The following is a 26,521-nucleotide window of genomic DNA, read 5'->3' on the forward strand; positions in this document are numbered from 1 at the left end:
TGGAGTCTACCTTGTCTATATCTAACTCACCTAAACAAAGTTACCCAGTCGCGGTAGATGAAATAGAGCGCATCAATAAGCTCAGAAAATATCAGGTGCTCAATGAAGATGAGGAGCCAGCATTTGATAGACTGGTCGACCTTGTAAAGTTATTCTTTGACGTACCCGTGGTCACGATCACTTTTATGGACGAAGAAACGCAGTATCTAAAACCAGCCTGCAAATTTGAGACGATGTCTGAGAGTGTCAGTACAGCACCACGCGAAATGGCTTTTTGTAATTACACCATACTGTCTGATGATGTGTTAATAGTACCCGATACATTGGAAGACAGCCGATTTAGCCAAAGCCCAATGGTTACAGGGTCGCCATACTTAAGGTTTTATGTTGGTGCCCCAATTTTGCTACATGAAGACAATAAAAACTATCGTCTAGGTACGTTGTGTCTCATGGATATCAAGCCAAACCATAATTTTGATGCCCAGCAAGAGCAAATATTAGCGCAGTTTGCCATGATGGCAGCAGACGCATTGCAATTACAAGACAAACAGCGTGATGCCAAGCATGCCAATGAAATGAAATCTAGTTTCTTGGCCAATATGAGTCATGAAATACGCACGCCAATGAATGGCATCATTGGTATGGTAGAAATGCTGGGTGATACCGAGCTTAGTGCTGAACAACGAGAATACGTGGATAACATTAAGGTCTCAAACGAGCATCTGATGGTGATTATCAATGGTATTTTAGACTTATCGAAGGTTGAATCAGGCAAAATGACTATTGATTCTATCCCATTGAATTTATCGACATTATGTAACGAAGTGGTCAGTCTGTTCTCTATCAAAGCACGTCAACGAGGTTTGACGTTAGATTATCATTATACTGAGTCATTATCGCCTTACGTGAAAGGAGATCCAGTACGCCTTAAGCAAATCATAGCAAATCTGGTTAACAATGCGATAAAGTTCACTCGTGAGGGTGGGCGCGTGAGCATTGATGTCAGGCATATGGACAACTGTTATTGCGAGGAGATTGACAAGACTGGCGGCAATAAGAGTGTGGTAAACAATAAGTCTGACAAAAATATGACCTTGTGTATTGAGGTGACAGATACGGGTGTTGGTATCAAACCTGAATCGTTAGAAGCAATATTTGATGCTTATGACCAAGCCAATAAGTTTACGCATCGCCTCTATGGTGGCACCGGTCTAGGTCTTTCGGTCTGTAAGTCTCTGGTTGATCTGATGGAAGGTTATATCCATGTGGAGAGTAGAGTGGGAGTGGGTACGACCTTTCGTGTTCTATTGCCCTTGCCAACGATTGATGAGAATAAGTACGAGACATGGCAAGACTCTAATGATCTAACATTGACAGAGCCGAGCCATGAGCGTGCAGGACATATCTTGTTGGTTGAAGATGATGCCGTCAATGCAATCATCGCCAAAAAAGCATTGACCAATAGTGGTCACAAGGTGACGCATGTGACAGATGGTCAACAAGCCATTGATGCTTTTGCGCTATTTCCTAACCGCTATGATGTTATTTTGATGGATCATCATATGCCGATCTTGGATGGCGTACAGGCAACGATCAAACTCCATGAGCTTTATGACCCTCAAGATCTGCCGCCCATTATTGCTCTGACTGCCAATGCTATGGATGGCGAGCGCGAAAAATATTTAAAAGTTGGTATGCAGGATTATTGCACCAAACCCTTTAAACAAGAGCAGCTGAACGCTTTGGTACAATACTGGTTGATGCAGAAGCCGCCATTAGAAGAAGAGTAAACAGTAGGCAGCATTTATAGTAACGTCATGGTGTAAACGACTAATTTACTAGTAAAGCGACAGTTATAAAAACAAAAAAGCTTAACCACTCTATTGGTGGTTAAGCTTTTTTGTTGATGATAGTGATACCAGTATCAGCTGCCAGCTAGGCTTACAGATCGGTTAGCTCACACGAGTCTGATAGTCGCCAGTACGAGTATCAACACGAACAACTTCACCTTGCTGCACAAATAGAGGAACACGTACAACGGCACCTGTCTCTAGCTTGGCAGGCTTACCGCCACCACCTGACGTGTCACCGCGTACGCCAGGATCAGTTTCCGTAATCTGCAATTCAACAAAGTTAGGCGGCGTGACTGATAATGGAGAGCCGTTGAACAGAGTGATGGTACATAATGCATTGCTATTCTCTTTTAGCCATTTAGGAGCATCACCGATGGCGTTTTTGTCAGCTTGAATCTGCTCAAAGCTTTCAGGATGCATGAAATGCCAAAACTCACCATCGTTGTATAGATAGTTCATTTCAGTATCCATCACATCAGCGGCTTCTAAGCTATCGCCTGATTTGAATGTTTGCTCTAATACCTTACCGCTACGAAGGTTACGCAATTTAACGCGGTTAAAGGCTTGACCTTTACCAGGCTTTACAAACTCGTTTTCAAGAATGGCACAAGGGTTGCCATCAAGCATAACTTTTAGACCAGCTTTGAATTCATTAGTAGAAAAACTTGCCACAAGAGACTCCTAGGGGTTGTAATAGATGAGGCTGACTATACCAAAAGCTATTGTTCAGCCAAGTATTTACGTATCAGCGGGTATACTTTGATAGGGTAGACACTAAGGGCGTATAATATCGGATTTTGGGTACAGGTAGTAGGCTGTCATGATAAACCATTTAATCACACAAAAAAACTGGCAAAATCAATTATCCGAAGCCATTACGTCCGTTGACGAGCTGCTGAGTATCCTACAGCTGGAGTCATTGCGTGCCGATGTCTATATACCCAAGCATTTTGCGCTACGTGTGCCGCGCGCTTTTGTAGCAAAAATGGTCGTGGGTGACCGTGATGATCCGTTATTAAAGCAAGTACTGCCGGCTCAGCAGGAACAAATCAACGTCACAGGCTACGTGGCCGATCCTTTGAGTGAAAATACTCAAAACCCTATCAAGGGCATGCTACATAAATACCAGTCGAGAGTCCTGTTGACAATTACGGGGGCGTGCGCCATTCATTGTCGCTACTGCTTTCGTCAGCACTTTGACTATAGCGCCAATATGCCTACTGCGGAGGCAAAACAAAATATCATCAATTATATTGGCGAACACCCCGAGATTAATGAAGTGATTTTAAGTGGAGGTGATCCATTAAATGTGACCAACAGACGCTTATTTGCATGGTTAGATGCTCTTGAGTCTGTTGCGCAGCTCACTACGATTAGGCTGCATACCCGCTTGCCACTCGTCATCCCAGCGCGTTTAGATACCGATCTATTAGATAGACTGTCTCAAAGTCGTTGCCGTATCGTCATGGTGATCCATTGCAATCATGCCAATGAGATTGATGAATTAACAGCTGAATACTTGCAACGTGCCCGGGCAGCTGGCGTTACGCTATTGAATCAGGCAGTGTTATTAAAAAGTGTCAATGACACTGTCGACGCACAAGTGCAGCTTAGTCAGCGTTTGTTTGCTTCTGGCGTATTACCATACTATTTGCATGTGCTAGATAAAGTGGCTGGTGCTGCACATTTCGATAGCGACGAGCGGTCGTCAATTGAGCTTTACTGGTCACTATTATCAGCATTACCAGGATATTTGGTACCTAAGCTGGTGAGAGAGCTGCCGAATAGACCGTTTAAAGTGCCGATTGACATTTACAGCAAGACTTAGTTTAGGCAATATGGTGTTTTGAATAGCAAACAAAAAGCAATTATTAAAAGCGCGCGTACTATTAAAAGCGAGTGTGCCAGTTGTTGTGACAACATAGTGCATATGGTAATAGTGCGTAAGGGAGTTGTATTTGCTTATAAAAGCTACCTCGTTGTGCTTAGATAATAAAATCTGTAATACAGCCTGTCCTTATATTTGATAATGTGTATCTATCAACTCGATTGTATAAATACTTATGAGTGTAGGTACTGCTCTTTATAGCGTTATTACATTTATATTTTGTATCTCATAGGACGCTATTTTTTGTGATTGCGTACTTTTGCACGTTCGTTCAAAGCGAATGATATTGACTGATAGTGAGTAGTAATACCAATGATAACGTTATCCATGTTTCAAGAGCATTTGTCTTCTACTGTACCATTGCCAGTATCGTCAAATCGATCAGTAAACGGTCAAGAGCGTTACTTAGTCAAGCTACTTACCACGCTACCATCACAAACGCCTGAGGAGCAATACCAGCATTTAGAGAGTGTACTCATAGCATTACGAGAGGCTCATATAGATGAAGATCAGCGTCTCAAGTTGATGGCATCAGTACTTGACGCTTCAATTCGATTGATTGCTGCTTTACGGCAACAGTATATTTATGACACAGGGGTGTTCGATGAGGTTCAGCTAGGCTATGTCGCACAAACCAAGTCGTTACATTATCTCATCATCATGGTCTATGATAGGATCATACGCCAACAAGATTCAGAGCCTAATACTGGGTCTAAACGCTCTTTGGGCAATGGCTGGCAGCGTTATTTCAATAATAAGAAATCTTCTAATACGTTTGCTATTGCTATTTACCAGTCTCTGTCAAGCTATCAAAAAATACTGGCAGAAGAGGTACTCTGCTATCGACCACCAGCAAGTTATCTGTGGTCAAAAGTCAATCAGCTGTATCATCTGGCCTATCAGCACCGCATAACCGATATTGATTTGGGCATAGACGCGGCTGTCCCTCATGCAAACAATATCTATCAGCTATATTGTCAAATCTGTTTACACAGTCTGCTAAACCTACGCGGTATGCGTCGCACCAATATTTTGCTAGTGCAGCGTTTTTTGCCTGAATGGGCAAAGCATATGGTCGCGACAACAGAGCCTACCACCAGAACACGCGTATTTGTTGATTTGGAAGCTCATTACCCACCAAGCTATCTCACGGCCAACTCTGAGATAAACCCTTATGAAGAACATCGCACTTGTCTGTTCTTAGAGCTGGCACCGATGATTGAGTATTTTGATTCACGCAAGCAGGCTCTACTTGGAGATAGTGGTGCAGCGTTAGAGTACGGTTTGCTCAATACAATCGCATCAACAGTCAGTTATCGTTACTTACAGCCTCCGCTTACTTTGCCTACCAAATATAGCAAAAAACAAGAAGCGCTATTGGTCACAGGTTTTAATGACATTCATTACCGTGTGGGTGATTTCAACAGCTTTGCTAATTTGGTCTCAATAAAAGAGCTAGCAGAGGAGGAGAGACCTCGTTATGACACATTTGGTAAAGAGCAAAATAGCAACAATCCGTTAAACATTAGAGTATTTGATAGCCAGGATCATCTGTCATTATTTCGTGTATTGCAACTGTTGCCAGAAGCAGAAGGGCCCGAGAAAGAAAGTGCTGATAGCCCTGATCAAGTGATAGCTGAAGATGACACTTCTAGAAATGCACCGCCACTATTACATCTCATGCGTTTGTTTTTGATCTGCCACTCTACGGCAACAGAACAAACTGACTGGTCAATAGGTGTCGTGCGCTGGACGAATCTTGATAGCAAAGACCCAATAATAGAGTGGCAGGTGCTTGGACACAAACTGGTGGCTTGTGGTTTGCGTCTGGAGGGTAGAGAGTTACGAAACCGTCACTTTGTACCTGCATTTATCTTGGGTAGGGATGAGCAACTAAAAACCACGAGTACGCTCATCGTACCGCCTTCTTACTTTCAGAACAATGACCGAGTCGTTATGCGTATTGGTAGCAAGCAAACGCCATTACGCTTGGGAAACAAGATACTGATGACTGATGAGTTTAGTCAGTATGAGATAGTTCAGTTGTAGCCTACGGTATTTTTGTCAAAAAGCAGACACATGTTGATATGTGGAGGTTTTGGAGGGTTTCTTCGCAGAATCCTAATAAACAAGAAAGGTCATAAGTTAATCTGCAGCTTGCCGAGTTATTGTCTATAATGATGGATATTGTTATTCTAATTGATACCCCATTTAATGTGACCAAAATTAGTTAACCAAGCGTATTATACAGAGCAAGGCTCAGTTATTATTATGATAATCGCCAAGCTTAGTGTTTTCTGTGCTAGTTTTATTTTTGGAAAAGGTGTCAGGTTATTAGAAATAATAGATAAAAATACGTCCATAAGATTAAAAGGCTTCCTATGCGCACTCAGTCTACCTTAAACTTGTTAGTTATCAATGATGATCAGCTTTACGCGGAACGTCTTGTGCAATTGCTTAGCGGTTATTATGACAGTGTGAACTTAGGATTTTTAGACGATAAAGAAGAGTTGTTAAAAGTACTACGTCAACAGTGGGACGTTCTCGTATTTGGCAAAGCCTATGATATGAGCTTTACGGATGTGGTGAGTATCGTACAAGAGCAAAGTATCGATTTGCCAATGATTTGCTTAGTGAATGAAGAGACGGCAGCAGCGGTCTCTAATGATGAAGGGCTACCTGCTGTTGTTAGTGGCACGATGATTAAAGCGCTTAGGTTTGATCAAGAGCTGCCAGTAGTTATGGCTATCTGTCTGCAGCACAGTAACTTGCGCAGTCGCCGTACGCTAAAAACCTTACGCCAAGTGCTCTCCGAATCAGAACAGCGTGCCAATGTTTTGATTAAGAACTCAAAAAGTGCCGTTGCTTATATCGATGAAGGCATCCACATCTATGCCAACGACCCGTATCTGCAACTATTTGGCTTTAAATCGATGAATGATGTCGTTGGTGTGCCAGTAATTGATTTGATTTCGGGTGGAAGTAATGTCAAAGGTTTCAAGCAATTTTTGCGTCAGTTTGATAAAGGCAGTCGCAAAGATGTAGAGTTTAATTTTGAGAGTGTACGTACTGATGGCAGCACCTTTGAGGCAAAGTTACAAATGGCTTCAGCGACGCTCGAGGGTGAGCCGGTCACTCAGATTATCATTCAACAAAACCAGAGTAACAGTGCAGAGGTTGCTAAGCGCTTAGCTGAAGCTGAGCGCACAGATAATCTGACAGGTCTCGATAATCGTCGCGGCTTTGAGGAACAAATGGTGGTAATACACCAGCAAGCGACTCAAGGTGAGCTGACAGCAGGGCTGCTGTATGTGCAACTCGATAGCGTTGGTAAGATTAGAAGCAGTCTTGGTTTGAAAGGGATTGATGCAACCGTCAAACAAGTGGCTTATATGTTAGATGAGCTCATACCTGATGGGCACGTCAGCCGCTTTAGTGATACTGCATTTATGATACTGGTCAAAAATAAAAGTACCGCTGATCTTGAAAAGCTCGCAGCACATATTGGCTCTCGTATCAGTGAGATGCTCATCGAAGTCGATAAGCGTACGACCAGTACGACCGTCAGTATCGCAGTGGTCAAAATCGAGAAAAATACCGCTGAGCCTACCATTGTACTTGAGCGTGCCATGGAAACCATCAACCATATTATGGTAGAAACCTCTAATCATGGCGGTACCTATCATATATACGATCCAAGCGAACACGCCAACAGTGATGACCATGCGCTTGCTGAATCGTTAGTTGACGCTATCACTAACAACCGCTTTGAGCTGTCATTTCAACCAATCTATGATATTGATCGGGATCGCAGTGACTTTTTTGAAGTGTATCTACGCCTGCCGCTCTCCGATGCCGAAAACACCGTATTGACACCAGATCAATTTATGACTGTGGCCAAGAGCCACAACCTACTAGAAAAGATAGATCGCTGGGTACTTATTAACGCCTGCAAAAAAATCAATGATGTACGCAAGCACCATCCTGAAGCCAGACTGTTGATACAGCTGACGAGTGCAACCTTGGTCGACAAAAAACTACCCAACGTTGCAAGCCAGTTGATCAAGGCAGTAGGCGGTGCCGCCGGTGTATTAACATTACAATTCAACGAAAAAGACATCGTTGATCACCTAACTGTAGCCAAATCTCAGTTCTCCGCTTTGAGTGAAGTTGATTGCCAAATGGGCATTAACAACTTCGGATCTTCTGCCAAATCTATTGAAATTGCTAGTTTGGTACAGCCAGATATGGTGCGTCTGGCGCGCAGTTACGTACAAGATATCAATTCAGCAGATAACCTAGATACTGTCAAATCACTCATCACAAGTACCAACGAGGTGAAAGTGGATGTGTTGATGCCTTATATCGAAGAGGCAGCGACCATGTCTGTTGCATGGAGTGTTGGTGCGCGCTATCTACAAGGGTACTACTTAGAAGAGCCTAGTCAGACGATAAAACTAGAAAGCCATGCAGCAAGTTAGAAAGTTGTGATGCTAAAGTTGTAATGACATAGACTCTTTATCACTGACACTTACCAACCAAAGATTGCCCAAATGCCACTTATTAGTAAATATCAAATAAGCAGTCTTTTTGCCGCTGTTTTGTTGCTCACCGCGTGTGAGAGCAGTATTCCGCCTGACCATCGAGACCCAGTGACCCTACCTTTATATACAAAAGGTGATGTTAAAAATGGCTTGGTGGTTTACAAAGAGGCGTGCGGTCAATGCCATCAGCTCAATGCAGGTCTGAATAGAAAAGGCCCACAGCTCATGAATATATATGGTGCGCCAGCTGCCGAACTAAAAGATTATGACTATAGCAAAGGACTAGAGTCATCAGGGTGGGTATGGGATGCCAAAACGCTTGACCCTTATATTGCGGATGCACAAAAAGCCATACCAAACTCAAAAATGCTATCTGACCCCATGCCAGATGCCAAAGAGCGTGCAGACGTCATTGCTTATCTATCTACCCTCCGCGCTGAGCCTCCAGCAGCTGCAGAGGATACAAACTGATGCTAACTGTTGAACGTTATGACATAAAAATGAGCCGATAACTGACTATGACCCAGACCGCGAACGATATATCATTATCCAACTCTCAAAAAACAGCAGCGACGCCTAATCAGTCCATGCCGACTACTGCTGACTTTCAATATAATCAGCAAAAAATTGCACAGCTGATGACCCAGTTGAATCAAATCGTATTGGACAAGCCTCAAGCCGTTAAACTTGCACTCAGTGGTATCTTGGCAGGTGGGCATCTGTTATTACAAGATTTGCCGGGCATGGGTAAAACAACGCTGGCGCAAGGATTGGCTCAGCTATTAGGGCTTAGCTTCAGCCGCGTGCAGTTCACTAATGACATGCTACCTGCTGATATCTTAGGTATGAGCATCTACGACCAAAGTAAACAACGCTTTGAGTTCCGTCCTGGGCCTGTCTTTACCCAGCTATTACTCGCTGATGAGATCAATCGCTCTAGTCCTAAAACGCAAAGTGCGCTACTCGAAGCAATGGAAGAGCGACAAGTGACTCAAGATGGCCAAACGTATCCCTTACCTCGACCGTTTTTTGTCATTGCCACCCAAAACCCATTACAGCAAGCAGGTGTCTATCCACTCCCTGAATCACAGCTAGATAGGTTCTTATTATGTTTATCACTAGGTTATCCTTCGCCTATGGCAGAGCGTGAGCTGTTAAGAGGTCAAGATCGCCGCGAGCTACTAAAAGATTTAGATGCAGTACTTGATACTGACGCGGTACTGATGGCTCAGCAAGGTGTCAGACAAGTGTATGTGGCAGATGTTGTGTTGGATTATTTACAAAGGCTCGTTGCAAAAACTCGAGCAAGCCAGGAATATCATGGACTATCACCGCGTGGCGTACTATCGCTACAGCGTGCTGCTCAGGCTCATGCCTATGTATCGGGGCATATGGAGGTGGTACCTGAAGACATCCAAGCGGTGTTTGCAGCCGTAGTGGATCATCGTCTGGGTCAGCGCTTCGTGCCTGCACATGTGAGCGGTGGACAGGCAACCAAAACGATCGCACAGCGTATATTGGCAGAAGTATCAGTTACTGTTTAACTGTCTATACTGTAGCTCGAATAGTGGCTACAACAAATGGCTACATTCGTCGGTTGAAGACGAGTATCACAGTCAATCACATGGCAAGAGTAGGGTAGTCATGAGCTTTTTACCAAAGGCCTTAACCGTACCAATCAAGTCAGCATTGAGCCGTTGGTTTGCCTCTCGTGCACCCAAAAACGATAGTGCCACCCTCAATCTACGCAATGTTTATATTTTTTTTAGCCGTGAAGGCATGCTATTCGCTGTACTATTAGTGATTACCTTTATTGCGGGTGTCAATTACGGCAACAACCTGGTGCTTGGCTTATGTTTTTATCTGGTCAGTGTCTGGCTGATTAGTTTCCATGTGACTTTTGCGCACATATCTGGTCTACAGATTCGGCTATTAGACGTTACGATGACTCAGGCAGGTAGCCCGGCTTGGGTGACGTTACAGTTAGATAGCAAGAGTCGTCAACCACGCAGGCAGCTGTTATTTGAATTTGAGACATCTACTTATCGTAAAGATAAAGCAGATACGAATGATCAAAACGCTATCCTCATTACCAGACTACAAGGTGAGCAAGTCATAAGGCTACCCGTGCAAACGAGCAACCGTGGTCAATTTGAGTTACCACGGTTGACCATCAAAACCGTTTATCCTTTGGGTATCATGCGGGCATGGTCTTATGTCTATTTTGCGCGTAAAGCTTGGGTATACCCCAAACCTGAAGCCTTTGATTGGCAAGCTCAGTATGCAGTTGCAAGCATGGAGGATTTGCCAACAGGCAGTCAGTATAGGCAAGGGCAAGACGACTTTGAGCGCCTAGATAACTATATAGAAGGGGAGTCATTGGCACGTGTCTCTTGGAGTCACGTAGCACGGGGCCAAGGAATGTTTACCAAGCATTTTGCAGATCCTGTCGGTCATGAGCAGACATTAGATTATGCAGATATGCCAGCTGCGCATCATGAACAAAAACTGGCGCAACTGGCTCATGGTGCGTTAACGCTCGGTCAGCTTGGTGTGCCTTTTCAAATGCGGTTACCCAGTGATGCTCCTGCTACCGCGGTGATGGGTGACGGTGAGGTTTTTGCGCAAGCGTGCTTGCTAAGGCTAGCGAAAGCACCATGACCCAATTCAAGCAATCTCCAGCGACTGATGCGAGTGATGTTACAGACACGGCGAGCTTTGAGCAGTTGTCACTTGGGTCTCGCACTCGAGCGAAAAATAGTACTCAAACGCTCCACCGCGTAGCAGATAACAAAAAATGGTATCGGCAGCTGCTGGCATTACCAGCGTACTACTGGGTCCTAATCGCTCAAGTGGCAGTCATACTACCGCATGCTGCTCACTTGCCGTTGTGGTTAATAGGGTTTGCTGTTGTCAGTATTATTGGGCAATTGCCACGTATCAAAAGTCGATTCAAAAAACTATCTCATTTAAAGCGTGTCTATCAAGGCATGCAAATGCTGGGCTTTTTGTTGGGGTTGGTCGGTCTGTGGCTGACTTATAACACCGCTTTTGGTTTGGACATGGGCGTGGCATTTTTGGTGCTATGCCTGGTCAGTAAACTTTGGGAATTGTACAAGCGCCGTGATGCTTACGTGGTGCTGAATTTATCATTGTTTGTGTTGGCTGCTTTATTTTTGATGGATCAAGGCTTGATTACCACGCTAGAGGTCATCATTGGTGCCGTCATCGTCTTATTGGCATTTATCGCGCTCAACGATGATAGTAATGCTCGCGGTGATGGACGCATGCGTACCTTGGGGGTATTGGGTATTGGCGCGTTACCTTTATTGGTAGTGCTGTTTTTATTTTTCCCGAGATTGCCACCGCTGTGGTCCGTACAGTTGTCAGGTCAGCAAGCGATTACAGGGGTCTCTGATAGCATGTCACCTGGTGATTTTGCTAATTTAGGTCAGTCGACCGAGCTGGCTTTTCGCGTAGAGTTTGCAGATGAGCGTCCACCGCAGCAGCAGCTTTACTGGCGCGGTTTGGTATTTAGTGATTTTGATGGGGTAACTTGGCGTCCAAGCCCTCAGGCAAGCAAGTGGTCAGTAAGATCACAACCACCTATGTGGATCCAAAATGCTTTTGCTACTGTTCCTGAACAAGTGCAAGCAGCACCTACTCGTTATCAAGTTATTCTAGAACCTACACAACAAAACTGGTTGTTTGGACTAGATTATCCTTTCTCTCAGCAACCAGATATCAACATCACGTCCAACTTTACGTTATCCAAAGACCAGCCGGTGACGCAGCAGCTTCGCTACGATGTAGTGCAGTTTGCGCCGATGCGTATAGATCCAGTGTTAGCAGAAGCATCCCGGCGCTCGAACCTTGCGCTGCCTAATGAAGGTAATCCTCAGGCACACGCGCTTGCTAAGCAGTTGTTTGCGCAGTCAGGCTCAGATCCGGTGCGCTATATGGCTGCTATCGAGCGCTGGATCAATCAGACAGAGTTTCGCTATACTTTATCGCCGCCGCCACTGAATACTAATCGTATCGATGAGTTTTTGTTTGAGACCAAAGCGGGGTTTTGCGAGCACTATTCTTCAAGCTTTACCTTTATGATGCGGGCAGCTGGTATCCCTGCGCGAGTAGTAGCAGGCTATCAAGGCGGTGAGCCGAGTCGTAATGGTAACGTATGGGAAGTGCGTCAAATGGATGCACATGCATGGACTGAGGTATGGCTTGAGGGCCAAGGCTGGGTGCGTGTGGATCCGACGGCATTTGTCGCACCTGAGCGTGTTGAGCAGGGTATGAATACGATGACCCAGCAGCAAGGGGCCGCTATGTTTGGCAGTGGTGCTAGTGCTCAAATCAGCTATCAGCAGTATCAAATGCTACAAACATTAAGGCGCTTATCAGACCAAGCAAGCTATTACTGGCAAAAAGATGTCGTTGGCTATGATCAAGACAAGCAGGCAGACTCGCTATTAAAATGGTTCAATATCAGCTCAATCACGCAGCAAATCATTTGGTTAGCAGCCAGTGCTGTTATCATTATGACAGTCTTAGTATTTATCATATGGCAGCGCCGCCGCAAGCGCTGGCATCCAGCGGACTTGCCACTTGCACAGCTCTCAAAACGTGTGGGTAAACGTGATCAATCGCTGGCTCGAGAGGACAGTGAGGGGCAACTGGCGTGGCTAGAGCGTTTGGCTACTGCTATTGATAGTCGGCTTGACGGTAACACTCATCATGCAACAAGTAAGTTAACAGATAGTGAAAACCCGATAACGATTCAGTCCAAGCTCATTGAAATTAGACAAGACTACCGTCAGTTACGCTATGGACGATTGAGTACCTTTGATGCCAATCATAGCGAGTATCAAAAAGCACTCCAGCAACTCAAAAAAAACGTACGTGAATTACTCTAAGGTTTTTGGGTTTGGTGTCACTGATTTACTTGTGATCAGAAATACTCATGCCAACATTAGAGCAGTTGTTAGAGTAGAACTCGATACAGCATGCTAGGTCAGCAAATAAGTAAGAGATTGAGATATGGCGATATATGTAGATTTTGTGCAGATACCATTCAAAGGCTATAAATGGTGCCATATGCTTGCGGACAGCCTGCAAGAGTTGCATGATTTTGCGGCACTGATCGAGGTAGATGCGCGTTTATTCCACCGTAATGCCAGCTATCCTCATTATGATATTACGGTACAAATGCGCGAAACAGCTATTGCCCAAGGCGCTATTGCTGCCGATAGGAAAAAAATTATTGAATGCGCCAAAAAGTTAAAAGTAGAACTTAATGACCAGATAAGGTGACCTGGTCATCGTTCATTTCGATTTTTTGAATCAATCGCTAGCGCTTTTGCCAAATTAAGTGAATAGCGAAGCGTCTTATTTTACGGCTGCCGTGCTGATGGCATTGAGTGCTTTTGAGATATTGGCAATCTCAGTATCGCAGCCTTTGATATTATGACGTGTCTTAAGATAGTCAGGGTTGTTGTATGACAACCATACCTGGTTATCAGCATCTTCACTAATGAGGATTTTTTGTGGTAAATCAATAGCAACGGTCTGTTCACAGCTCATCAAGGGTGTGCCTGCTTTAGGGTTCCCAAACATAATGACTTGTGTGGGTCGCAATGACAGATCGACACTTTGCGCATTTTTTTGATGATCAACGCGTGCAAATACTTTCATACCTTTGCTTTCGATAACTGAGACCAGTTTATCAGCAGTAGCTTGGACAGAGTGATTGCTCTGTAAAGTGACCAAGCCTTTTTCGGCATTCATAGACATCGTGGTTTTGGTCATAGCGCCTGTAGTATCCGTGTTATCTAATAGCGTATTGATACTGGCACAGGATGATACGGCGATTGCTAGAGCAGTGATAGAGATAATTTTGATCATAGGTATATCCTTTTAGGTTATCCATAAGTTGGTAACGTCGAATAGTCATTGTGCGTAATCAATTTGGTTATTGCAACACACCTTCATAGATGACTAAACCAGCTGCTCTGCTAAATAATCAACCAATAATCTAATCTTTGGTGATAGATGACGGTTGTGTGGATAGACGGCCCAAATGTTTTCTGTGGGTTCTCTATAATCATCAAGTAAGCTCACTAACTCACCAGATGCGAGATGCTTTTGTACATAGTAGTCAGGCAACTGTACGATACCAAGCCCTTTTAGGGCTGCGTCAACCAGACTATAGCCGCTATTATATTGTACGGTACCAGAGACGCGCAGGTTTTTTTCTTTACCTGCATCCTCACTGATACGTGGGTCAGTATCTATAAAGTGCCAGTAGTCACGAGTGCCAAGTAAGCAATTATGCTGACTGAGATCATTGAGCGCTGTCGGTATCCCATATCTATCAAGATAAGCAGGCGCTGCACAGACAAAGTTGGTACGCTGGCTGAGTTTTTTTGCCATCATGGTTGAGTCGTTTAATTTGCCAATACGAATGGCCAAATCATAACCTCCTTCAATCAAATCGATTTTTTGATTACTCAAAAAAGCACTCACTTCAATATCTTGATACTGCACCATAAAATCATTGATGAGTGGTAATAACTGCTGCTCACCATAAGTCACGGGTGCAGTTAGTTTGATCTTGCCCTGAGGTTTGGATTGTAAATTACTCACTGCTTGCTCAGCGGCATCTAGCCCATCGAGTACACCGCGGCAATGCTGATAAAAGACGCGACCTTCTTCGGTAAGTGAGACTCTGCGCGTCGTTCGATAGAGCAGTTTGATATTCAAACGCTGCTCTAAAGCGCTGATTTGCCGGCTGACTTGAGCTGTTGAGATGCCAAGCGCTTTTGCCCCTTGTGTAAAGCTCTCGTGCTCTGCCACATAAACAAACTCACTGATTCCTTCCCAGTGCATGATTATTACCAATATGTAAAAGATATTTGCAAATATAGCATATTGTTATCTATTTAGAGATAAATATAATGATTAACAACAATGTATAGAGATGGTGCTTTCCTTTTATAGAAGCTTGCCTATAGACAGCAGGCAAGATAAGCTCAATCTATCTTTAGTCGTCTCAGCGATGACAGTCGTAGCTATCAAGCCGAGTAGATAATCGGATGAAATAATGAAAAAGGGTGACGGTGATGATGGTTTGCTAAGTCTGCATTACGCCGCAACCCACAAATAACAATCAACTAAAAGAGAGACTCCTATGTCAGATAAATTTATCAAATCAAAAGCTGCCATCGCTTGGGCACCAAATGAGCCACTATCTATCGAAGAAGTGGACGTGATGCTACCGCGTAAAGGTGAAGTGCTGGTCAAAATCGTCGCAAGCGGCGTCTGTCATACAGATGCGTTCACCTTATCTGGTGAAGATCCAGAAGGCGTATTTCCTGCGATTTTGGGTCATGAAGGTGGTGGTATCGTTGAGCAAGTTGGCGAAGGCGTGACTAGCGTAGAAGTTGGCGACCATGTTATTCCGTTATATACAGCAGAGTGCGGCGTTTGTAAAATGTGCCGCTCAGGCAAAACTAACCTTTGCTCTGCGGTGCGCGAGACTCAAGGTAAGGGCCTGATGCCAGATGGTACCACACGTTTTTACAAAGACGGCGAACCAATCTATCACTACATGGGCTGCTCAACGTTCTCTGAATATACGGTGTTGCCAGAAATCTCATTAGCCAAAGTTAATAAAGAAGCACCATTAGAAGAAGTTTGCTTGCTAGGTTGCGGTGTGACCACTGGCATGGGCGCAGTCATGAATACGGCAAAAGTCGAAGAAGGCGCAACCGTGGCTATCTTTGGTCTGGGTGGTATCGGACTATCAGCAGTAATTGGCGCTGCAATGGCAAAAGCCCAACGCATCATTGCCATTGATATCAACGAGAGCAAGTTTGAACTGGCCAAAAAGCTAGGCGCAACCGATTGTATTAACCCGAAAGATTACGACAAGCCGATCCAGGAAGTCATCGTTGAGCTGACCGATGGCGGAGTTGATTATTCATTTGAATGTATTGGCAATGTCGATGTCATGCGTTCGGCGCTAGAGTGCTGTCATAAAGGCTGGGGCGAGTCAGTCATCATCGGTGTCGCTGGTGCTGGTCAAGAAATCTCAACGCGTCCATTCCAGTTAGTGACAGGTCGCGTCTGGAAAGGGTCAGCATTCGGCGGTGTCAAAGGTCGCACAGAACTACCAGGGTATGTCGAGCGTTACCTTGCGGGCGAAATCCCATTGCAGGATTTCATCACGCATACGATGCCAATAGAAGATGTCAACGAAGCGTTTGACTTGATGCATAAAGGTGAGAGCATCCGTACGGTTGTCAATTTTTAAGCGTCGCTACTGATGATGATATCAGAATCAAGTTTTTAACTCGACGACTGCATAATAAAAAAGCTGCTTCAATATCGAAGCAGCTTTTTTGTATGTTATGTCTAAACACAGGCTCTTAGCTTGGTGTATCAAGTGTTTTGCTTGCTAATGATTCGGTCCGTTAGTGTCAATAAGTCTGCTGCGGTCAGATCTGGTACGGGTACATTTGGCGCGCTCAGCATCTCATTGTAAGGCCGCGTCAAAAAGGCACCTCGGCAACCTGCCGCTTGGGCACCGATGGTATCCCAAAGGTGACAAGCAACTAAGCACAAGTCCGACGTCTCAACAGCAAGCGTATCAGCTACCATCTGGTAGGTCTCAGGCGCTGGCTTGAACTTACTAACGGTTTCAACACTAAAATGTTGTTCAAAGAACTGGCTTAGCCCTGCTTTTTCTAACGGCGTAGGAGACGGGCTACTCGCTGAGTTGGTGAGCGTCACCAGTCGGAGTCCTGCCTCGCGCAAACGTGTAAGGGCAGGCGCCGCATCAGGATGAGCAGGCAGCGCGCTCATTCTTTCTTTGAACTCATTGATATCGTTGTCTGTCAGCGTCACTTGTCTGATATCAGCCACCATCTGCAATGCGCCAACACCAATCTCGCCAAAAGGCGCATACAGACCAGAGAGTGTCATTGTCTGAGAGTACAACACCAGCTGAGCAAACCATTCGCGTAATACTATTTGCTTGCCAAAAACTCGCGTAAAAAATGGCGTAAGCGTATCGATATCCAGTAGCGTTTCATTGACATCGAACACGATAATCGAAGGAAGGTTTTTAGAAGACATAAAGTATCCCTTTTTATAATAAGGTATTTATAACGACAAGTGATTTACTCAGTCATGTTAGCCAGTTGCTCTAAGATACTGACATAGTTCTCCACACCTTGAGCACCACTGACCAGATGACGCTCATTAAAGATGATCGCTGGTACACTTTGGATGCCCTGTTGTTGCCAGTGTTGTTCTTCAGCCCGTACTTCTTTTGCAAAAAACTGACCTTCTAATACTGCTAACGCTTCACTGTGATCAAGACCAGTCTCTGCTGCAATATCAGCAAGTACATGGATATCTGAGATGTCTCTATTTTTAGTAAAGTGCGCGGTAAATAACGCTTGTTTTAAGTCATGCATGCTGCCTTGTTGATCTGCAAAATGCAGAAGCTGATGCAAATTAAAGGTATTGTGCATGCGCGTGTCGTCATTGAAGTTGAACTCAAAACCAACCTCACGACCAGCTTCGGTCATTCTGACTCGGCTCGCATCTGATTCTTGTTTGGTCGAGCCATACTTTTCGATGATGTGCTCGCGTAAGTTTTGACCCTCGTCTGGCATATTTGGGTTCAGCTCAAACGGATGCCAGTGGATAGTATGTTCTGTATTGGTTTGCTCAAGTGCTGCTGCCAATTGACGATAGCCAATGACACACCATGGGCAGACAACGTCAGAGACGATGTCTATACGGAGCGTGTTTTCTGATGGTTTCATAAGTCCTCGCAGGGATTTTTATTGGTATGTTGTGTGATAGTGCGATGACAGGGCTATAAGGGACAGTTGTCTAGATAACCCTGCTCACTGCAAAATAGGTCAGTTCATACTAAGAGAATGATCGAGTGATTACAATGTAGTCTGCGCAGCCAGCGTTACCACTTAGGTAGCTTAATTGTAACTGTCACCAATGAGACAAATGAGTCTTTTGCAAACTCTGACTGGTGTCTAAGATGGTTTAAAGTATTAATAATAAAGCATATGAAAAATTAACCCATTTATCACGGTCATAAAAAAGGTGGTTGTCTGAGATGATCTTATATATGAGCAATGACAACTGATAACGTAGGCTAACAAATAAACCACGTTAATATCGGATACCTAATCAATAATAGAGCTCTAACCACAAATAAAATTTTAATTATAGGAGTCATATATGAAAAGTATCACTGAAGCAATGAGATGGCGTTACAGCACCAAAGAATTTGATACCGATAAAAAAATATCAGCAGAAGACTTTCAAAGTTTAAAGGACATTTTGCGACTCAGTCCGTCAAGCACTAATATTCAGCCTTGGCATTTTGTGATTGCTGATGATGAAGCTGGCAAAGCTCGAGTCGCCAAAGGCACTGAAGGTATGTATGAGTTTAATGATGCCAAAGTAAAAGATGCTTCGCACGTCATCGTATTCTGTAGCCGTGTCTATACTGATGATGAGTTTTTACAGGAAATATTAGATAAAGAAGATAGTGATGGTCGCTTTGCAGAACCAAAATTCAGAGAGCAAATGCATCAAACGCGCAAAATGTTCTTGGATATTCGCCGTTATGAGCAAAAGGATGAGCCGCATTGGTTGATTGAACAGCTCTATCTCAATATGGGTGCACTGCTACTGGGCGCTGCTACTTTGGGTATCGATGCTGTGCCGATGGAAGGCGCAGACTTAAAAGCACTTGATGAAGAGTTTGAGTTACGTAGTAAAGGCTATACAGCCGTTGCCGTTATTTCACTTGGCTACCGTAGCGAAGATGATTTTAATGCTGAATTGCCCAAATCTCGCTTTGACGAAGAGACAGTTATCACCAAGGCTTAATATATTATTCCCAAAGCTTAGTATAGCATGCTTTGTTCGCCGCTAATCTTAGCAACAATTATTTCAAATTAGTTTTTAAGAGCCCCATAAACTCTCGTTTATGGGGCTCTTTCTTATCGAAATTTATTTAGTATGCTGTTTTTCTAAGAACGTATTGCTCGCATCACAAAATATATTATTCAGATAACAGAGCCTAGGTTTGAGTGCTTATAGACAACAACCGAGTAATGTTAGGCATCAGTGGGTAATTAAAATATTTGATGCAAATGATTATCAATTACCCTGCAGCTATTGGTAATGCTTGCTTTCAGAAATTGCCACGGTTTAAAAACTACACTGCAATAACTACAAAGTAAAAACAAAACAAGTTTTTTGGTACGTCATAATGGATTTATTGCCGCTGTAGCTAAACTTATTGTCACTGTAGCTATAAGGCACTTTTTTCACCCATTATATTCATCTGCCAGCGAGAAGCCAGCATGTCTACCTTGACGTTAACAATCAATAAGCAGGATTATCAGCTCGAGAATCTTGACGCCCGTACGACACTGCTCGACGTCTGTCGTCAACACCTACAAATTACTGGACCCAAAAAAGGCTGTGACCACGGTCAATGTGGCGCTTGTACCATGCTTATCAATGGTCGCCGGGTCAATTCTTGTCTCACACTTGCCATCATGCATGATGGTGATGATATCACGACGATTGAAGGTATCGGCATGCCAGATTCGCTCTCGGCATTGCAGCAAGCCTTTAAAGATAACGATGCCTTTCAGTGCGGATATTGCACACCAGGGCAGATTTGTTCGGCCACTGCATTGATAGAAGAAGTAAAACAAAATTGGCCAAGCCATGTGAGCACAGACTTACAACATCCTGATGGTCTACTGGTACAAGAAATCGCTGAGCGTATGAGCGGTAACATCTGTCGTTGCTCTGCCTACCCAAATATTATTAAAGCCATCTCACAAGTACTTGAAAGTGAGATGTCAGAGTCTACTGCCCAGACCAATAACACCTCCACACAAAATTCAAGCGTGACAGGTATTTGGTCACCGCCACCAAGCGAGACGCAACTTGGTAAAGCTTCAGCAGCCAATAAGAATACAAACAACACGACAGCAACTGGTACGACAGGAGGCCGCTCATGAAACGTTTTGAATACAGCCGTGCTGATGCACCAGAGCAAGCCGCAATATCTGCAAGTACCAAAGATGCTTCTTTTATCGCTGGTGGTACCAACTTATTAGATCTTATGAAACTAGAGATCGAGAGCCCAATCAAACTGGTCGATATCACCCGTTTAGAATTAGAGCAGGTTGAGACTACTGATAATGGTGGTTTACGTATTGGCACGCTAGTCACCAATAGTGATCTAGCCGCCCACCCTGACGTGATTGCCAATTATCCAGTATTGTCGCGAGCAATTTTGGCAGGGGCGACCGGTCAGCTACGTAACAAGGCGACTACAGGCGGCAATTTCTTGCAGCGCACTCGCTGCTACTATTTCTATCAAACAGACAGCGCTTGCAACAAGCGTGAACCGGGCACAGGGTGTCCTGCTATCAATGGGGAGAACCGTACCCTAGCTGTCTTAGGTACCAGTGATTCATGTATTGCTCAGCATCCATCCGATATGGCAGTGGCAATGCGCTTACTAGATGCGACGATAGAGACGGTTAAAGCAGATGGCTCGACTCGCACTATCGATGTCAAAGACTTTTATTGCTTGCCAAAAGACACGCCACATATCGAAAATGTATTGGAGGCAGGTGAGCTGATTACGCATGTTGTATTGCCAGCTCCTATTAAGGGTATACATACTTATGACAAAGTACGTGACCGAGCCTCTTATGCTTTTGCACTGGTCTCTTGTGCTGCAGTGGTAGATGTTGATGACAGTGGTAAGCTGAACACAGTACGTTTGGCATTTGGTGGTATTGGTACTAAGCCATGGCGCAATGAAGCGGTAGAGGCATTATTGACAGATACCGATGGCAACAATGACGTCATCACACAGGCAGCCGATCTGCTATTGAGTGATGCCAAAGGTAATGGTCAGAACGACTTTAAGATACCATTGACGCGTCGCCTACTAAAACAAGTCATTCAGCGCGCACTAGCGGGCGAGGGAGCATAATCATGGCACTATTACAATCAATCACGCAGTCAGAACCGACCAAAAAACTGACCATGGATGAGCCTGTTGAAACGCTATTTAGCTCAACGGCAAGTAAGCTAGTCGGCAAGCCGATCAATCGTGTCGATGGCTCATTAAAAGTCAGCGGGCAAGCGCATTATAGTGCTGAGATACATCTAAACAACAAAGCGTATGGTGTCTTGGTAGGTGCGACAATTGCCAAAGGGCGAGTTGAGAGCATTGATAACGATTCGCTCAAAGGCATTCCTAATATTATTAAGGTTGTGACCGATCCTGAGCATTTTTTACGTAACTCTCAACAAGGTGGATTAAAAAAAGCACCGACGCAGGGAGCGACTGAGATTTTTTATCATGGTCAGCCCATCGCGGTAGTCATTGCTGAGACTTTTGAAGCAGCGAGAGAAGGCGCGAAGGCGCTCAAGGTTACTTATACAGACGAGACTGATGAGGCAGCATTAAACTTTACCCAAGAGCTCTCTAATGCACACGCGGTCGATGAGCAGAAAGGTTCTGACAAAAACTATGTTCAAGGAGATCCAGAACAAGGCTTAGCTGATGCGGCAGTGACTGTTGATCGCTTTTATCATACACCAAGTCAAAACAGCTCGGCGATGGAGCCCCATGCAACATTGGCTCATTGGGAAGACGATAAGCTAGTCCTGTATACCGCCAATCAAATGCTCGCGTCTTGCAAACAGCAGGTCATGGATGCTCTAGATTTGAACAAAGATCAGGTACAACTGATCGCACACTATGTCGGTGGTGGGTTCGGTAGTAAGCTTGGTATTGCTCCTGAATCTATTGCGGCGGCGATTGCTGCAAAAGATCTTGGTCGCCCTGTGCTGATCACTATGACGCGTCCACAAGTGATGGAGGCGACAATCCGACGCTCAAACACGCGTCAGCGTATCGCAATCGGTGCGAACAATGACGGTGTGATCGATACATTGATTCACGATACGATCTCTAGTAATTTGCCAGATGAGGCTTTCTTTGAGCCAACTGCCTTGTCTACACACTATCTATATAGTGGCAAAAACCGCCGTGTAAATTATGAAATGGTAGACATGAACCAAGTGTTATCCGGCTCAATGCGTGCGCCTGGGGAAGCGGTTGGTATGATTGCCGTTGAGTGTGCAATGGATGAGTTGGCTACCCAGTTAGCGCTTGATCCTATCGAGCTGCGTCGTCGCAATGAACCTGAAAAAGATCCTAGCAAAGACATTCCATTTTCGACACGTAAGCTGATTGAGTGTATGGAGCAAGGTGCTAAGCAGTTCGGTTGGGATAAAAGAAATGCAAAACCTGCCAGTCAGCTAGAAGGTGACTGGTGGATAGGTACAGGCATGGCTGCTGCTGCCCGCGGCAACCAATTACAGGCATCTGAAGCACGTGCAACCCTACAGGTAGATGAGTCAAAAGCACTCGGTATCAAAGCTGTTATCGAGACAGATATGACAGACATTGGTACAGGGTCTTATACGGTGTTTTCTCAGGTAGCTGCAGACCTGCTAGGACTGCCTATCGATCATGTCGAAATGAAGTTAGGTGACAGTGCATTGCCACCAGCATCAGGCTCAGGCGGTAGTTGGGGCGCTGCGAGTTCTGGTAGTAGTGTCTACCTAGCTTGCGAGCAGCTGCGTGAAATGCTAGCAGAAAAAGTTGGTCTGTATCCTGATAACATTCAGTTGGACAATGGTCAAATCAAGAAAACAGGCGAGCATGATTTAACGGTAGTAGAAGCGGCTAAGAAGGGTGGTCAATCATTTGCTGATAGTACTATTGATAAGCTATCGCAAACCACAGGGCTTTCATTATCAGGAGAGTCGGCATCACAAGAGTATGACTTTGATAATACAGATGCTTACGCGCTTGCAGAAGTAGTCGCTGGCTATGATGAGCAAAAAGTCAGTGCTAAAGGTCAGATAAAGCCAGGCAAGAATGGCAAAAAGTATCGTCAGTCGTCGTTTGGTGCTAACTTCGCTGAAGTCGCTGTTCACAAGGTGACTGGTGAGATTCGGGTCAAGCGTATGACAGGTGCATTTGCCGCTGGTCGTATTCTTAACCACAAAACAGCAACCTCACAATGCTACGGCGGCATGGTGTTCGGTATCGGCTCAGCACTAATGGAGGAAGTTATCCATGATAAACGTGACGGTCGCCTCTGCAATCACGACCTCGCCGAGTACCATGTGCCAGTCAATGCAGACGTACCGCAGTTGGAAGTTATCTTGGTAGAAGAGGATGATCCGTATACCAACCCAATGCATATCAAAGGTATCGGTGAGACGGCTATCGCAGGTGCGGCTGCCGCGATTGCCAATGCCGTCTACAACGCTGTCGGTGTTCGTGTCTACGATTTCCCAATTACGCTCGACAAGCTGCTTTATGAGATGCCAGAGTAACTTTATAAGTTTATATATGACGAAAACCCGCTTACTGAGCGGGTTTTTGTAAATTAATCGGTAGTATGTTTCAACATTATCAAAAAATAATCATTAAATAAGAGACGTTATGAATCAAGTCGCTGATATTCTTAAACTGGCAGGTAACGCTCAGCAGCAAGGGGTCGAGGCTGTATTGGCAACGGTCGTACATACTGAGGGCTCAGCATATCGCCGTGCTGGTGCGATGATGCTCATTTGTGAAGATGGCCGCTCAGTGGGGATGATTAGTGGAGGCTGCTTGGAGCCACATATTATCAAGCGTGCCTTTTGGCTCACGCGTGACGGCGCTACTGTGCAAGTCTATCAGACAGGCGATGACGTTGAATATACAGAAAACGGTCAAGCGCAGGTGGTGATAAACAAAGAAGCAAGCGATACAGATGCTGAGTCAGACGACTTAGATGACTTGGATGGCCTAGACTTTGATGAGTTGAACTTTGGACTCGGTTGTAATGGACGTGTACATGTACTGTTTGAGCGTTTGGCAACAGCTGTACCATTTTTAGAGTCAGTTCGTCAGGTTCGGCGAACTCAGCAGCCGATTACGGTCGCTACTTTGATTCGTACTAAGGATTCCCAGTATCAAACGGATAGTTTACAGAAAAGTGCTGAGCTAAAAATAGGCATGCGTATCAATTTAGAGGAATATCCCCATTCGAGAGACTTAGCAAGACATGAGACAATAAATTCTTCGAATATAATTACCGATATTGTAGAAAAGTTAGTAGAGTACAAGCTGTCTGAGAGTAATACCGAATACGTGACCATAGAAACGAATGAGGTAACTACTGAGTGGCTCGTACAACGCTTGCAACCACAAGTGCGTTTATTAATTTGCGGCGCAGGCAATGACGTGATGTCACTGGTGACGATGGCAAAGCTACAAGACTGGCATGTCACGGTCATAGACAGTCGTACCCAATATGCGACTCGTATGCGTTTTCCTCAGGCAGATGCAGTAATGTCGTTATCTCTAGAGGATAGCGATGCTCTGCTGAAGCTAAGTGAGAATGCAGCGGTTGCTCTGATGTCTCACAGTCTGTCCCAAGACCGCGCTCGCTTGGCGATACTGCTAAGACATTCGCAAAATTATAGATATTTAGGTCAGTTGGGGCCGCGTTATCGTACCGAACGCTTGATCAATGAAATCAGCGCCACTCTCACACAACCTGACGTCTTGGCTGCTGGTATCCGTAAGTTGCATTATCCGATTGGCTATAAGCTAGGCGGAGATGGCCCTGAAGCCCTCGCACTTGGCATCATGGCGCAGATAAATGCAGTCATGCATGGGCAAGCTGCATCAGTAGAAGGCTCTCACAGTGAGGGCTTGAATGTAGCAAGCGTTGGTAATACGGATGCTGATATTGTGCCGAGTACCGTATGAATAGTATCGTTTTAGAAGACAATGATAGACAGGGGCAAAATCATGCGGTCATCATATTGGCAAGTGGCCTCAGTCAGCGTCTAGGTCAACCTAAACAGCTACTTGTTAAGAATGGCGATCCGTTGATTAATTATATGATCCGATTGGCGGCGAGCACCAATCCGCAATTCATTGTCGTGGTGATTCCTGATAAGCATCCTGCAATTGCCAATGCAGTCACAGAGCTGGCCATACAATATCCAGCGGTTCAAGCGGTGCTAAATTCAAAACCTGACACCGGCATGGCGGACAGTTTGTATTTGGGTATTGAGACCATTGCTAGTTTTGAAATTGCCAGTCTTGATGCTGATTCAATCGAGCGCGTGCTTATTATGGGCGTTGATCAAGTTTTATTAGATGAGTCGCATTTAACCGCATTGTTGGCTGGTGATCGGTCTGTGGTAGCCAGTAGTTATCATAGCTGGACGTATTCAGATGAATTAAGCACTACAGAGCCAAAAAATATCATCGGCTTACCGCTAGTAATTGATACAGGTTTACTCAGACAATGGCAAACTGAATTGACAGGTGATAAAGGCTTGCGTCATTTAATCAGAGCATTACCGCCAGGCCAAATACATACAGTGATCAATAAGCAGCTCAGTTATGATATCGATACGCCAGCACAGCTAGCGTTTGCTCAAAAAAAAGGCTGGCTTGATCAGCACTCTGAACGAATATGAATAGTAAGCGACTGACATGACAAGCATGATAGAAACAAAGCGTCTGTACCTAAGACAGTGGCAAACAAGTGATCTTGCGCGGTTTGCCGAGATGAATGCTGATCCTGAAGTGATGGCATATTTTCCTAAACTATTAACCACTTCTATGAGTAACATTATCGCTAAAAAATGCCAGACGCTGATTGAGGATAATGGATGGGGGTTTTGGGCGGTGAGTCGCAAAGACAGCTCAGATAAAAGTGATGACTTTATCGGTATGGTTGGGTTAAATGAGGTACATGCTGATATGCCATTTGCTCCTACTGTCGAGATTGCTTGGCGCTTGCATAGTGAGTATTGGGGACAAGGGTATGCGACAGAGGCAGCGCATGCTGCTTTGCGCTATGCTTTTGAGGTATTAGAACTTAGCGACGTCGTTGCCTTTACTGCCGCTATCAATAAGCGTTCGCAAAAACTTATGCGACGCCTAGGTATGAGTAATACACAGCAAGATTTTTATCATCCTATGCTTAATGCTAAGCACCCACTTGCTGAGCATGTCCTGTACAAAATTACGCGGCAGCAATGGCAAGTCCTTAGAGCATAACGCATTC

The 26,521-nt window shown here is 44.7% G+C and carries 22 protein-coding genes; 17 read left to right on the plus strand and 5 right to left on the minus strand.

The annotated features are described in order from the left end of the window. The first annotated feature begins 11 nt into the window (after window positions 1–11). The gene (locus AC5JP1_RS00070; RefSeq protein ID WP_493842647.1) at window positions 12–1,790 is read left to right on the plus strand and encodes a GAF domain-containing hybrid sensor histidine kinase/response regulator; all 1,779 of its coding nucleotides are present in this window, start codon (window positions 12–14) and stop codon (window positions 1,788–1,790) included. Between the two features lie 162 nt (window positions 1,791–1,952). Here the strand turns inward: AC5JP1_RS00070 and efp are convergent, their stop codons facing one another. Next, complete coding sequence (gene efp, locus AC5JP1_RS00075; protein ID WP_443525856.1) at window positions 1,953–2,525, minus strand: elongation factor P; 573 nt, start codon at window positions 2,523–2,525, stop codon at window positions 1,953–1,955. Window positions 2,526–2,673: 148 nt separating this feature from the next. On the opposite strand from efp, the gene epmB reads away from it, so the two are divergent. From epmB to AC5JP1_RS00115, 8 genes are all read left to right on the plus strand, one after another. Continuing rightward, complete coding sequence (epmB, locus tag AC5JP1_RS00080) at window positions 2,674–3,681, plus strand: EF-P beta-lysylation protein EpmB (protein ID WP_493842648.1); 1,008 nt, start codon at window positions 2,674–2,676, stop codon at window positions 3,679–3,681. Between the two features lie 387 nt (window positions 3,682–4,068). Further along, entirely contained in the window at window positions 4,069–5,790 is a 1,722-nt protein-coding gene (locus tag AC5JP1_RS00085) for a cyclic-di-GMP receptor FimW-related protein (RefSeq protein WP_493842649.1), read from the plus strand. A gap of 332 nt (window positions 5,791–6,122) precedes the next feature. After that, a complete protein-coding gene (locus tag AC5JP1_RS00090; RefSeq protein ID WP_443525861.1) occupies window positions 6,123–8,222 on the plus strand; it encodes an EAL domain-containing protein in 2,100 nt (699 codons plus the stop codon). Window positions 8,223–8,294: 72 nt separating this feature from the next. After that, window positions 8,295–8,756 (plus strand): c-type cytochrome, encoded by a 462-nt coding sequence (locus AC5JP1_RS00095; protein ID WP_493842650.1) that lies wholly within the window; start codon window positions 8,295–8,297, stop codon window positions 8,754–8,756. Window positions 8,757–8,872: 116 nt separating this feature from the next. Further along, the gene (locus tag AC5JP1_RS00100; protein WP_493844402.1) at window positions 8,873–9,829 is read left to right on the plus strand and encodes an AAA family ATPase; all 957 of its coding nucleotides are present in this window, start codon (window positions 8,873–8,875) and stop codon (window positions 9,827–9,829) included. Window positions 9,830–9,929: 100 nt separating this feature from the next. Continuing rightward, entirely contained in the window at window positions 9,930–10,946 is a 1,017-nt protein-coding gene (locus AC5JP1_RS00105) for a DUF58 domain-containing protein (protein ID WP_493842651.1), read from the plus strand. Then, on the plus strand, window positions 10,943–13,201 hold the full coding sequence (locus tag AC5JP1_RS00110; RefSeq protein WP_493842652.1) for a transglutaminase TgpA family protein: 2,259 nt from the start codon (window positions 10,943–10,945) through the stop codon (window positions 13,199–13,201). The genes AC5JP1_RS00105 and AC5JP1_RS00110 overlap by 4 nt, the downstream gene beginning before the upstream one ends. Window positions 13,202–13,325: 124 nt before the next feature. Beyond that, window positions 13,326–13,598: a DUF4031 domain-containing protein gene (locus tag AC5JP1_RS00115; protein WP_493842653.1), complete on the plus strand. Its 273-nt coding sequence runs from the start codon at window positions 13,326–13,328 to the stop codon at window positions 13,596–13,598. A gap of 75 nt (window positions 13,599–13,673) precedes the next feature. On the opposite strand, the gene AC5JP1_RS00120 is transcribed toward AC5JP1_RS00115, so the two are convergent. Further along, complete coding sequence (locus AC5JP1_RS00120) at window positions 13,674–14,189, minus strand: DUF302 domain-containing protein (protein ID WP_493842654.1); 516 nt, start codon at window positions 14,187–14,189, stop codon at window positions 13,674–13,676. 93 nt (window positions 14,190–14,282) lie between these two features. Continuing rightward, window positions 14,283–15,173, minus strand: coding sequence for a LysR family transcriptional regulator (locus AC5JP1_RS00125; RefSeq protein WP_493842655.1), 891 nt, complete (start codon window positions 15,171–15,173; stop codon window positions 14,283–14,285). Window positions 15,174–15,489: 316 nt separating this feature from the next. On the opposite strand from AC5JP1_RS00125, the gene AC5JP1_RS00130 reads away from it, so the two are divergent. Beyond that, a complete protein-coding gene (locus AC5JP1_RS00130) occupies window positions 15,490–16,599 on the plus strand; it encodes an S-(hydroxymethyl)glutathione dehydrogenase/class III alcohol dehydrogenase (protein WP_442967661.1) in 1,110 nt (369 codons plus the stop codon). 128 nt (window positions 16,600–16,727) lie between these two features. On the opposite strand, the gene AC5JP1_RS00135 is transcribed toward AC5JP1_RS00130, so the two are convergent. After that, entirely contained in the window at window positions 16,728–17,423 is a 696-nt protein-coding gene (locus AC5JP1_RS00135) for a haloacid dehalogenase type II (RefSeq protein WP_493842656.1), read from the minus strand. 44 nt (window positions 17,424–17,467) lie between these two features. Continuing rightward, entirely contained in the window at window positions 17,468–18,121 is a 654-nt protein-coding gene (locus AC5JP1_RS00140) for a DsbA family oxidoreductase (protein ID WP_493842657.1), read from the minus strand. A 436-nt stretch (window positions 18,122–18,557) separates the two neighbouring features. Between AC5JP1_RS00140 and nfsB the strand changes: the two genes are divergently transcribed. The 7 genes from nfsB to AC5JP1_RS00175 all read left to right on the plus strand — a co-directional run bounded on the left by nfsB (window position 18,558) and on the right by AC5JP1_RS00175 (window position 26,514). Beyond that, window positions 18,558–19,214, plus strand: a complete 657-nt coding sequence (gene nfsB / locus AC5JP1_RS00145) for an oxygen-insensitive NAD(P)H nitroreductase (RefSeq protein ID WP_493842658.1) — start codon at window positions 18,558–18,560, stop codon at window positions 19,212–19,214. 479 nt (window positions 19,215–19,693) lie between these two features. After that, window positions 19,694–20,365, plus strand: a complete 672-nt coding sequence (locus AC5JP1_RS00150) for a 2Fe-2S iron-sulfur cluster-binding protein (RefSeq protein ID WP_493842659.1) — start codon at window positions 19,694–19,696, stop codon at window positions 20,363–20,365. After that, entirely contained in the window at window positions 20,362–21,354 is a 993-nt protein-coding gene (locus tag AC5JP1_RS00155; RefSeq protein ID WP_493842660.1) for an FAD binding domain-containing protein, read from the plus strand. Before AC5JP1_RS00150 ends, AC5JP1_RS00155 begins: the two co-directional genes overlap by 4 nt. 2 nt (window positions 21,355–21,356) lie before the next feature. After that, complete coding sequence (locus AC5JP1_RS00160; RefSeq protein WP_493842661.1) at window positions 21,357–23,780, plus strand: molybdopterin cofactor-binding domain-containing protein; 2,424 nt, start codon at window positions 21,357–21,359, stop codon at window positions 23,778–23,780. 109 nt (window positions 23,781–23,889) lie between these two features. Further along, window positions 23,890–25,206: an XdhC family protein gene (locus tag AC5JP1_RS00165; protein ID WP_493842662.1), complete on the plus strand. Its 1,317-nt coding sequence runs from the start codon at window positions 23,890–23,892 to the stop codon at window positions 25,204–25,206. Further along, window positions 25,203–25,928 carry a nucleotidyltransferase family protein gene (locus AC5JP1_RS00170; RefSeq protein ID WP_493842663.1) on the plus strand — a complete coding sequence of 242 codons (726 nt, stop codon included), beginning with the start codon at window positions 25,203–25,205 and terminating at the stop codon, window positions 25,926–25,928. Before AC5JP1_RS00165 ends, AC5JP1_RS00170 begins: the two co-directional genes overlap by 4 nt. Window positions 25,929–25,953: 25 nt before the next feature. Continuing rightward, window positions 25,954–26,514 (plus strand): GNAT family N-acetyltransferase, encoded by a 561-nt coding sequence (locus AC5JP1_RS00175; protein ID WP_493844403.1) that lies wholly within the window; start codon window positions 25,954–25,956, stop codon window positions 26,512–26,514. Window positions 26,515–26,521 lie beyond the last annotated feature (7 nt).

This window comes from Psychrobacter sp. H29 (assembly GCF_059073055.1).